Below are 11,104 nucleotides of genomic sequence, written 5' to 3' on the forward strand. Positions count from 1 at the left end.
GACGCGCGGCAGTCCCTGTCACAAACCCTGGTCGGCTCACCGGAGCATGACCTGGATTGGCCTGTGAACCAACATCGTTCTAGCAAAGGTGGGTTGCGTGGTCGCTGAGTACTCCGCTGGGCGAGTAGTCATATTCGGTCTAGGCGGGACTATCGCGATGTCGACAGCACCATCAGGCGGTGTTGCCCCGAGCCTGACGGCGGATGCACTTGTCGCGGCCGTTCCGGGGTTGGCCGAATCCGGGATAGACGTGGAAGTTGTTCAGTTCCGGCAACTTCCGGGTGCGTCGCTTACCTTCCACGACATCCAGGAACTCTGTGCCGTGATGGTCCTTCGAGCCGAGTCGGCCACGGGGTTTGTCGTGACGCAAGGCACAGACACGATTGAGGAGACGTCCTACCTCATCGACCTCCTTCATGCCCTCGACCACCCGGTCGTCGTCACCGGCGCGATGCGGAATCCGACGATGGCGGGTGCTGACGGGCCGGCGAACCTCCTGGCCGCGATCAATCTTGCGGCCGACCAGGTTGCGCGAGGTCTTGGATGCCTCGTTGTGCTGGACGACCAGATTCACGCCGCCAGTCGCGTTCGAAAGCAACACAGCACGAGTACCGGCACGTTTGGGTCGCTAGACGGTGGTCCACTTGGTTATGTCGTGGAGGGAAAGCCGCGTCTCGTCAACACGGTTCGTCGGCCAGGTACCGTTCCGACGAAACTGATTGGTGTACAACGTGTTCCGATCTTTACCGCGGCACTCGGTGACGGTGTCTACCTCCTGCGCGCGATGGCATCGCAGATCGATGGATTGGTGGTGGCCGCAATGGGCGTCGGGCACGTACCTGCTGTCATGGTCGACGCTTTGGCTGAGCTCGCCGCCGAGGTGCCGGTCGTTCTGAGCTCTCGAACCGGATCTGGGCCCGTTCTCCGTTCGACGTACGGCTTCCCGGGCTCCGAGCGTGATCTGATCTCACGCGGTCTGATACCAGCAGGATTCTTGAACCCGCTCAAAGCCAGGATCTTGCTCTCCTCGGCTTTGAGTAGCGGAGTGGACATCGATACGATCCGCCAGGCGTTTGCCGTCGCCGGTGGCGACGGAAATGCGAAGTGGCCCTGGGCAAGAGCTCTTGACGAGGAGGATGATGCGCGCTCGTGAACTGGTGATCGGCCGGAGCTTCGGTGTGGTTTTCGATCATGGGGACGACTTCTACGAAGCCCTGGGGGAGTTCTGTCGGCAAAACGATGTGCGTGCTGGGTATATCCCCTCGTTTATCGCCGGCTTCGCCGAGGTGGAGCTGGTCGGCACGTGCGATCGACTGGAAGACCCGAATGCGCCGGTGTGGTCGAAAGTCCATCTGCGCAACGTCGAAGCATTCGGCGGCGGCACTCTGGCATGGGATCCGGATGGAGGCGAGGTCAAGCCCCACATCCACGTTGCGATAGGGCTCAAAGAGCAGGCTGCCGCAGGGTATACAAGCCACCTGCTAGGTGCACGGGTGCAGTTCCTGACCGAGATGCATGTAGTAGAGGTGGTCGGGCCAGAGATGCATCGTGTCGCGAATCCTGACCTGTACGACGTTCCCCTGCTGCGCTTTCGATAATCTGTAGATGATTCCCCCGCCGGTAGCGGACAATACTGGGTCGTGGGGCAAACTCCGAAAACGCTTGACCCGTCCGTGTCCTCGGCTGCGCGCTTCGGTGCAGAGTTGCGCAGGGCTCGTACCGACCGAGGATGGTCGCTGGCTGCCCTGGGGGTATCGGTTCACGTCAGTGGAGACCTCCTCGGCAAGATCGAGAAGGCTGAGCGAACGCCGTCGGACGACCTGGTGAGGCGACTCGATGAGATTCTCGATGCCCAGGGGAACCTCATCCGCTTGTCCCTGCCGATGCGCGGCCCAGCAGCAGGTGCGGCGAAGTCTCCGCTGTCCTCTGTCCGGTGGGCGCACAAGCTCGACCGCCAGGCAAGTGAGCTCGACATCAGTACCCCCGCCGGACAGTACTTTCAAGGGGCTGCCACAACAGCTCTGTTCTGTCGGGGACAGGAGCGCGAGGGACGAATAGAACTCGTGGCCACCGACCCGCAGCGTGCGTTTGTCGCTCGGAGGCGAAGTCGTGGACTGGTCGTCGGTGTAGTTGAACGGGGCGACCGGACACAATTCTTTGCCCTCGCGACCGACCGCTTGAGATCAGCGTCCATCCCGAATGATGCCGTCCACCTCCCGCAAGCATACGAACTCGACGACTTCGCGATGGGACTGCTGTGGGCGGTGACAAACCTCGACGACGCGCTACTCGACGACGACGCTTCGCTGGCGGAGTCTGCTGCCGAACTCGAAGCGGGAGCACATGCCGGTGAGGCACTCGGCCGGAGCTACAGCCACGACCTCTCACGGGTTTCGCTGATGTGGTTGGGCTCCTCATATTGCGCTCGGCACATTCTCGGCAACACTGAATCATTCTCTGCTACACCGCAGTACTGGACGGCAGAACGAAGTGGCGAGGCCGCCTGCGGTTGGCTGCTCTTTCGCCACAAGCTTGACTATCTGCAACGCACAGCCCGTATGGCGACAGGCTCGATTCGGTCCAAGCGAACCTTCTGCTTGCCCACGGACTATGTCGCGGGCCTCGAGCTTCCGGACCGAATCCTGCTCCTGCTTTCCGTATCGTTGATGGAATCGTTCGGCATTCAGGTCGTGATCTCGGTCGATGATGACCTCGCATCAGTTCCCGGATTTGTTCTCGACGGCGGTGGGTGCGCGATACTCGCCAATTGGGTCAACACCGATCGAATCTGGCAGGTCGATGTCTGTCGCGACCCACCTGCAATTCGCGAGTTCGCTTCGGCGATAGGGCATTCTGTCGACAACGACCTCCTCGGCGTTGGCGAACCGCACGATCGGCTACGAACGTTGGCCGAATACCTTGGTATCGACTGGCCATGGTTCCGGACCCGCTGCCGAGGCTTCGCGGCAGTCGGTGTGGCCGGATTCGTGCGACCGCGGAGTCGGTTGCTGTCCTTGGACGGGGTTGAGCGTGCGTGTTCTTTCTTGGCGGCCGGACGCGGGGATTTTCAGTCGCTGTCCCCGAAGCGGTCCCGCCACGCGGCAACGTCGTCGTCGGAAATCTTTGCGAACAGTACAGGGGGGACCGCGAATGTAGTTCCAGTCGGCAGCCAATCCAACGATTGAACCTGCTCCGGACTAGGCCAGTACGTGTCGGGGAACTCCGGTCGGATGCCATGCCAGAGTCCACGGAGCGTGTGTGCGGTGTCCGGTATCAACGGTTCGCTGATCAGCGCGAACAGGTAGATCAGGTTGGCCGCTGTTCGTAGGGTCAGCGCGGCGGCCTCAGGGTCGGTTTTGATCTGCGACCACGGCGCCTTGTCATTGATGTACTCGTTTCCGACACTCCACATTGACCGAAGCGCAGCGACCGCCTTTCGCAATTCGATCGCGTCGAGGTGGCGTTCATATTCGCCCAGCAACGTCGACATTTGGCGGCCGAGATCTTGTTCTGCTTGACCGGCAGGGTGGCCTGCGGGAACCTCGTTACCGAACCGCTTGGCACTGAAAGTGAGAACCCGGTTCACGAAATTTCCGAGAACGTCAGCGAGGTCCTTGTTGACCTGGGCGGCGAAAAGTTCCCAAGTGAAACTTACATCGTCCGATTCTGGCGCATTCGCGATCATAAAGTATCGCCAATAGTCCGCGGGCAGCATGTCGAGAGCGTCATTGGTGAATATGCCACGATGCTGGGATGTGGAGAATTTTCCGCCGTAGTAGTTTAGCCAACTGAACGATTTTACGAAGTCGACTGTCTTCCATGGTTCGCGGACACCGAATTCGGTTGCGGGAAACATGACGGTGTGGAATGGAACGTTGTCTTTGCCCATGAACTGGGTGTAGCGGACATCGTCGGTGTCGTACCACCACGACTTCCAGTCCGGGCGCGACGAGTCAGCGTCAGACCACTCCTTGGTAGCCGCCAGATATCCGATTGGGGCATCGAACCATACGTAGAACACCTTCCCGTCGGCAGCGAGTTCCGGCCACGTATCGGCAGGAATAGGGATACCCCAGTTGAGGTCTCGCGTGATGGCGCGATCCTGAAGGCCTTCGGCCAGCCACTTACGCGCAATCGAAGTCGCGAGGTGCGGCCACTCACCGCTCACGCTGTCGATCCACTCTCCTACTTCGTACTGCAGTTTGGACTGCAATAGAAACAGATGGCTGGTTTCGCGGACCTCAAGGTCGGTTGATCCGCTGATCGCAGAACGTGGTTCGACCAAATCAGTAGGATCGAGCAACCGTGTGCAATTCTCGCACTGATCGCCGCGGGCGCGGTCGTACCCGCAATGTGGGCATGTCCCTGTGACATAGCGGTCAGGAAGAAACCGTCCATCGTCGATCGAATAAACTTGACGGACGGTTCGGGACTCGATGAAGCCATTTTCGTGCAACCGTCGGGCGAAGTGTTGAGTAATCTCGATGTTTTGGGCCGACGACGTACGACCGAAATAGTCGAACGACAGACCGAAGCCGTCGTAGATCTTCTTCTGAGTGTCGTGCGCCTGAGCGCAGTAGTCCGCTACCCCCAGCTTTGCCTCCGCGGCTGCCAGTTCGGCGGGTGTGCCGTGTTCGTCAGTCGCGCAGATGAAGAGGACCTCATGCCCGCGAGCCCGCATATATCTCGCATAGACGTCTGCCGGGAGCATCGACCCGACCAGGTTGCCGAGGTGCTTGATTCCATTGATGTAGGGCAGGGCGCTGGTGATGAGATGCCTTGTCATCGGGGCATTCCCCTCGGCTCGGTGATGGTCTGCTGGAGTGCCGACTCTACCTGCCGCTGTGGAGGCCCCTTGCGGACAGATCGTCTGTCCGCATGCAGTGTCTTCTCTTCATGCTGCGGCGGTGGCCTACTCGAATCATGACTGTGATATCTGACCTCGACTATGACCGATCGGCGTTGGCGGCCAACAACTTCCTCGGACCAGGTGGCCTGGACTACGACTCCGCGCGAGACCTACTCGGCAAGGTAATCGAGGTGGGACTGGCGTTCAAATACCGCTCGAGGTTTCTGGCTCCTCGCGACGCGGCAGTGCTCGATGGGATTGCGGTCGAGCCGATGCCATCGGCGGGGCTCGACCTCTTGACATTGCTGGACGACCTCGATCAGCGATACCTGCCGACGATGCCGAACTTCGCTTCGCCGATGTTCGCAGGCTTCCCTGATGCAGGAAACAACATCGCTGCCGTGGCCGGTGCGGTGCTCGGTGAGTTGATCGATGTGAATCTGATCAACGCCGACTTCTGCTCGCGCGGCGCAACTGAAATGGAGATCGCCTTGGTCCGGTGGCTGCGGGCGCTGGTTGGATACGAAGTCGTTTCGGACCCTCCCGATACTGCGCTGCAGGTCGGCGGCATCCCGACGACAGGTGGGACCGGTGCCAACTTCGCTGCCGTCTTGATGGCACGAGAACGCGCATACCCTGGCAGCCGCGAAACGGGTATTCCCGCTGATGCGTGTCCCGTCATCGTGTTGCCCGAAGGGATCGGCCATTACACGGTAGCCGCGTCGGCCGCGTGGGCAGGAATGGGTAGTACCGCAGCCCTGTACTGTCCGACTTCGGACTTCCGTTACGATCTGGCCGAACTCGACCAGCGGCTCGCTGATGCGGCCAGGCGTGGTCAGCAGGTCATCATGGCAGTCTGCTATGCCGGAGACAGCCGCACTATGACCATTGAACGGCTCATCGGATTCGCCGATGTAGTACGCAGCCACTACCCCGATGCGTGGCTGCATTGCGACGGGTGTCACGGAACCAGCCTGCTGTTCACCCGCCGATACAGTCATCGCCTTGAGGGGTTGCAACGGTACGACTCGGTGATGCTCGACCCTCACAAAGTTCTCAGCGTGCCCTACACGAATTCTTTTCTTCTACTGCGTAATCCGGCCGACGCTGGACTGGTCGCAACCGAATCCGAGCTGATCCTGCGCCAGGCGCGGTCGTTCGGTCAGGTCACACCGGCTACCGGCAGTCGATCGTTCCAGAGCCTGCGGACCTGGATGCTGATCAAGGCCCTTGGAATCGACGGGGTTGGTCAGATGGTCGAAACCCGAATCGATGTCGCCCATCGGTTTGCAGCCTTGGTCGACCAGCATCCGATGTTCGTCCGGCTCAACAGCGTAAGTATAAACTCGGTCGCCTTCACCGTTGTGCCACCGAACGCCGTGCTGCCGTTCGATCCGGCCACTGCGAAAGAGTCTGCCGCCCTGACGGTTCAGGCCTACGCGTCCATGCTGGCCGATGGCACGATCTATTTGCACAGTTTTGTGGTGCCCGATTCGGAGAACCGTCTCGGGCTCGGACGCGAGCATCGCCACCCCGTTCTCCGCTTCATGTCAGGCAACGGGTTGATCAACGACCACCATCTGGCAGCGATACTCGACACTGCCGCTGGCTATGTCTTCGAGGAGCAACTGGCGTGAGGACCTTGTCATCTGGCCTCGCGCTCGACGCAATGCGCAATGCTGCGCTTTCCGTTCTACCGCCGCAGGTACCACGTGCTGTCATCGTGTACGGCTCGTTCGGTCGAATGCAACAGAAACCGACGTCCGACCTCGACGTCTTGTTTATCGGCGACAACACCCCCCGCGCACTCGCGGAGTTGACCTCAGTGCTGATCGCCTTCAGCCACTGCCATGGGTTGCCTCTCGACGAAGAGGTCCCCTATGCCAACAAGCTATTGGTCGATTGGGAAGAGTTGAGCGCGGCGAGTACCTGCGACGTATTCGCGGGATCGCCGAGACTGACGACCGTCCGGCGTGGGGACCCCTGCTTTTTGTCGTCCGATTATATGCGCAGCAGGCTGCTTGTCACGGGTGTGCTGGCCCAGCGGACCCTCGGATGGAGCGAGGATCCGCTGCGGCTGGATTCGCTACGTGCCCGCGCCGGAGCGGGGCTCGTACGTGCGGCGTTCGACGATGTCAGATCAGCCGACGCGGATCCAGATGTGGAAGCTGTCGTCGACTACATCACCGGGGAGAAGGGAGGTATTCTCGCGGCCGACTGGCTCGGATTCGATCCTGATCCCGCAACGAGGCGTCATCTGTCTGGATTCGCGGAGTACGTCTTGCACACCAGTCGCTTCGATCGAAAGTTCCGTTCGGCTACTTCGGACGTCGCACTGTGAACAGGCTGTGCGGGCGCTCGTCAACAGCATTGGAGCTGCGTTCCTTGCGGGCAAACGGCGCCGCGGCGCTCTTCGTGACGGTCGGACCGGACCACATGGAAGACTGATCACCGTGACTGACTCCCGGCGCCTCGTAGACAAACTGTGGTCCTATTGCAACGTCCTTCGGGATGACGGTGTCGGCGTCATCGAGTACACAGAGCAGCTCACCTACCTGCTGTTTCTCAAGATGGCCCACGAGCGGTCGGTACGGAAGCTGAACCCGCAGCAAGTGGTGCCCGAGCAGTACTCGTGGCAACGGCTGTTGGATGCCGAAGGTATTGAGCTCGAACTCGAATACACCAAGATCCTGACTGGCTTGGCGGCGCAGCCGGGAACGTTGGGCACGATTTTCCGTAAGTCGCAGAACAGGATTCAGGATCCGGCGAAGCTGAAGCGTCTGATCTCGGACCTGATCGACAAGGAGAACTGGTCGGCCTCGGGGACAGATATCAAGGGTGATGCCTACGAGCAACTGCTGTCCAAGGGGGCATCCGACAAGGGGTCTGGCGCCGGCCAGTACTTCACCCCGCGTGACCTGATCACCGGCATCGTCGATGTGATCGATCCGAAGCCCTCGGACACCGTGGTCGATCCGGCCTGTGGCACCGGCGGTTTCCTTCTCGTCGCTCACGACCATGCAGCCAAGGGTGCGGAGAACCTGACGCCGGCCCAGCGCCGTCATCTACAGGACAAATTCGCATCAGGCTTCGAGTTGGTCGACGGTACTGCTCGGCTAGCTGCCATGAATCTTCTGCTGCACGGCATCGGAACACCGACGGGCGATTCGCTGATCGATGTGCGTGACGCGCTGCTTGCCGACCCTGGGCAGCGATGGAGCGTCGTGCTGTCCAACCCGCCGTTCGGTCGCAAATCGTCGCTGACAATGGTCGCCGACGACGGTCGCGAGGTTCGAGAAGACCGCGAAATCGCACGCCAGGACTTTGTCGTCACCACCAGTAACAAGCAGCTGAACTTCCTGCAGCACATCATGACCATTCTCGATATCAATGGTCGTGCGGCAGTGGTTCTTCCGGACAATGTGTTGTTCGAAGGTGGGGCGGGCGAGACGCTGCGTCGGAAGCTCCTCAACGACTATGACCTCCACACCATGCTTCGACTGCCCACCGGGATCTTCTACGCCAACGGTGTCAAGGCAAATGTCCTGTTCTTTGATAAAAAGCCTGCGGCGGAACAGAACTGGACCAAACGCCTGTGGGTGTACGACCTGCGAACCAACCAGCACTTCACGCTCAAGCAGAACCCGCTTCGGCGCGCGCACCTCGACGAGTTCGTGGCTGCCTACCAGTCCGATCGCGTGACGTTCGAGTCCGAGCGGTGGTCGTCGTTCACCTACGATGAGTTGATCGCCCGAGACAAGACCAACCTCGATATCACCTGGCTGCGCGACGATTCGCTGGAGGACACCGAGAATCTGCCCGCACCGGAGATCATCGCCCGGGAGATCGTCGAAGATTTGACGGCCGCTCTCGTTGAGTTCGAGGCGGTCGCAGCGGCGTTGGAACAGGCTGGGGTCGTCGACGTCGGGTAACCGACCTATATCCGGCGAACGCGCTGTGCACACAGGCTGTGGGGATCTGGTGCTGTTCGTCCTGCTCATGACCGGCGGAAGTTTGTCGATTGTGGAGAGATTGTCCGGCTGATCGCGATGAGCGAGGATGAGCCATCCCGGCGCTGACTTGAACGAAGGGGTTGTCGCCGTACGACGACACTTGCTGTTGTCGTCGTACGGCGACAACGGATCAGCGGGGTGGGGGGCCGCCGGGAGGTGTGCCGCCTGGCGCTCCGCCTGAGGGGGGTGCACCGTTGTCGGACTGGGTGTTCCAGATTTCGCTGCTACGCCGACGGTGAGGGAGACGGACATGCCGGTGGTGGGGGTGCCGGTGACTGTGGCCAGTTCGGCGTCCCAGCCGTCGCCGAAGACGTTGTCGGAGGACAGGGTCACCTCGGACAGGTTGCGGGTGCTGTTCGTGTAGCCGGGGTCGGCGTCGAAGACGGTGGTGCACGCGTCTTGGGGGAGAGCGATCTGGGAGGTGAGGCGGGCGTTGTCGCCCGCGACGGCGGTGGACAGGGAGTCGTAGACCTCGAAGTGGATGTGGGGCCAGCGACCGGCGTAGCAGGCGGGGAAGATCGAGGTGAAGCGGACGATGCCGTTGTCGTCGGCCACTTGGACGCCGCGCAGGTAGTTCTGTTCGGTGGCGCCGTCGGTGTAGAGGGAGTAGCGGCCCTCGCGGTCGCACTGCCACACGTAGACCGCCATGCCGGTGCCTGCCGCGTTCTCGACGAGGTCGCGCAGGTTCAGCGTGAGCGTCATCGGAACGCCCTGTGCGGTACCGGAATACGCGCCGAAGCTGGTGGTGATGTCGGAGCGCACCACGCCGGACTCGATCAGCACATTGGGTCCGTTGGAACCGTCACCCGGGTAGGGGCCGGCGGTCTCCTGCGGCGCCGCGGCGGGCGTTTCCGTTGACGCGGAGGTGGTGGCAGCGGCGGTGCCGGAGCCGGTGCTGTCGGTCGATGTCGCGCAGCCCGCCGCCGCTGCCGCGACTCCGGCGACGCCGAGGAAACTCAGCGCTCGTCGCCGTGACATCACTCGAAGATCGTGTCCCAGTCCTAGATCGTGCTCGCCCATCGCTGCTCCTTCGCTGCCGTCTAGTTGACGACCACGTTAAGGAGCTGGACTGCGCCGCGACTGCGAACACGCTGGGAGTCGGCTGGGAGTCAGTCGGTGACGTAGCCGTTGAGGCTGTTGCGCAGATCGGTGAGGACGGCCCGCGCGGCGGTGAGACCGGTGGTGTGCCAGATCTTGTCGTCGACGGCGAACACGCGGCGGTCGGTGGCGGCGCCCAGTTCTTCGAACTGCTCCGAGCGCAGGACCTGTTTGCCGTGCTCCTCGCCGTCGGGGCCGTCGAACATCACGTAGATGACGTCGCCCTCGGCTTTGGTGGCGAGATCGGCTTCGGTGATGTCGAAGGACGGACCGCGCTGGGCGGTGGGGCGTTGTACACCGACGTCGGCGAGGACCTGGGCCGCGAAGGTTTCGGAACCTTGGACCTGGATGGTGTCGGCGGTGAAGCGCAGCACCGAGGCCTGGGATTGGCTCGCGTTCAGCGCGGGGCCGAGGTCGTGGGCCTCGGTGAGGTAGTTGCGCAGGGCGGTGTCGGCGGCGTCGTCGCGGTTCATGCCCGCGGAGTAGGCGGCGAAATCGGACTGCCAGCTGCCGCCCGCGCCGATCAGGACGGTGGGGGCGATCTTGCTCAGTGCCTCGTATCCGCCGGCGGCGGGGGCGACGTCGCCGAGGATCAGGTCGGGCTTCAGCTCGGCGATCCGTGCCGGATCGGGCTGACCGATCGGGCCGATACTCGGCACCTTCACCACGCCGTAGCCCAGGTACATCGGCTGCGCACGATCACCGTCGAGGGTGACCGCGCCCGCGACCCGCTCCCACAGGCCGAGCGCGCACGCCGCGTCGAGTGCGGAGGTGGTGAGGACGACGATGCGTTGCGGGTCGGCGGGAACCTGGGAGACCCCGGCGGTGTGGGTGACCGTGCGGGTCGCGCCGGAGCCCGAGTCGGGCGCGCTCGGCGACGGGCACGCGGTGGCGGTGTCGCGATCGGTGCCGACCACACCCGCACCCGCGATATTCGTGGTGGTGCGGATGATCGTGCTCGCGTCGTCGTGCTTGTCCGCGCAACCCGCGGTGAGCACCGCGGCGCACAGCAACGCGGTAGCCGCGACGACGCCGCGCGAGCGGACAGCCTCGGCGGTGCGACGGAATCGGGTGCGGTCTCGGGCGCTCACCGGCATGCGCACGAGGGTACTGCGTTGGCCCCGGTGCGAGTGCCGCGGGTTCG

At 62.3% G+C, this 11,104-nt stretch carries 8 protein-coding genes and 1 pseudogene; 6 read left to right on the forward strand and 3 right to left on the reverse strand.

Annotated elements, in window-relative coordinates:
* Nucleotides 1–97: 97 nt before the first annotated feature.
* From ACFWUR_RS01195 to ACFWUR_RS01205, 3 genes are read left to right on the forward strand one after another with little or no spacing between them, the layout of a single operon-like run.
* Entirely contained in the window at nt 98–1,153 is a 1,056-nt protein-coding gene (locus ACFWUR_RS01195) for an asparaginase (protein WP_378899974.1), read from the forward strand.
* On the forward strand, nt 1,140–1,598 hold the full coding sequence (locus tag ACFWUR_RS01200; RefSeq protein WP_378899977.1) for a PPC domain-containing DNA-binding protein: 459 nt from the start codon (nt 1,140–1,142) through the stop codon (nt 1,596–1,598). The genes ACFWUR_RS01195 and ACFWUR_RS01200 overlap by 14 nt, the downstream gene beginning before the upstream one ends.
* Nucleotides 1,599–1,640: 42 nt before the next feature.
* A complete protein-coding gene (locus tag ACFWUR_RS01205; protein WP_378899980.1) occupies nt 1,641–3,185 on the forward strand; it encodes a multiprotein-bridging factor 1 family protein in 1,545 nt (514 codons plus the stop codon).
* On the opposite strand, the gene metG is transcribed toward ACFWUR_RS01205, so the two are convergent.
* Entirely contained in the window at nt 3,068–4,786 is a 1,719-nt protein-coding gene (metG, locus tag ACFWUR_RS01210; protein ID WP_378899983.1) for a methionine--tRNA ligase, read from the reverse strand. The two genes, ACFWUR_RS01205 and metG, sit on opposite strands and share 118 nt — an antisense overlap.
* Before the next feature lie 137 nt (nt 4,787–4,923).
* On the opposite strand from metG, the gene ACFWUR_RS01215 reads away from it, so the two are divergent.
* The 3 genes from ACFWUR_RS01215 (at nt 4,924) to ACFWUR_RS01225 (ending at nt 8,781) form a co-directional block, all read left to right on the forward strand.
* Nucleotides 4,924–6,486, forward strand: a complete 1,563-nt coding sequence (locus ACFWUR_RS01215) for a pyridoxal phosphate-dependent decarboxylase family protein (protein WP_378899986.1) — start codon at nt 4,924–4,926, stop codon at nt 6,484–6,486.
* Nucleotides 6,483–7,190 carry a hypothetical protein gene (locus ACFWUR_RS01220; protein ID WP_378899989.1) on the forward strand — a complete coding sequence of 236 codons (708 nt, stop codon included), beginning with the start codon at nt 6,483–6,485 and terminating at the stop codon, nt 7,188–7,190. The genes ACFWUR_RS01215 and ACFWUR_RS01220 overlap by 4 nt, the downstream gene beginning before the upstream one ends.
* Before the next feature lie 112 nt (nt 7,191–7,302).
* The gene (locus ACFWUR_RS01225) at nt 7,303–8,781 is read left to right on the forward strand and encodes an N-6 DNA methylase (RefSeq protein ID WP_378899992.1); all 1,479 of its coding nucleotides are present in this window, start codon (nt 7,303–7,305) and stop codon (nt 8,779–8,781) included.
* Between the two features lie 211 nt (nt 8,782–8,992).
* On the opposite strand, the pseudogene ACFWUR_RS01230 reads toward ACFWUR_RS01225, so the two are convergent.
* Together ACFWUR_RS01230 and ACFWUR_RS01235 are read right to left on the reverse strand one after the other, a co-directional pair.
* Nucleotides 8,993–9,882, reverse strand: a pseudogene (locus tag ACFWUR_RS01230) (dioxygenase).
* 89 nt (nt 9,883–9,971) lie between these two features.
* Nucleotides 9,972–11,057, reverse strand: a complete 1,086-nt coding sequence (locus ACFWUR_RS01235; RefSeq protein ID WP_378899995.1) for an ABC transporter substrate-binding protein — start codon at nt 11,055–11,057, stop codon at nt 9,972–9,974.
* Between the last annotated feature and the right edge of the window lie 47 nt (nt 11,058–11,104).

This window comes from Nocardia sp. NPDC058633 (assembly GCF_042717045.1).
GTDB lineage: Bacteria > Actinomycetota > Actinomycetes > Mycobacteriales > Mycobacteriaceae > Nocardia.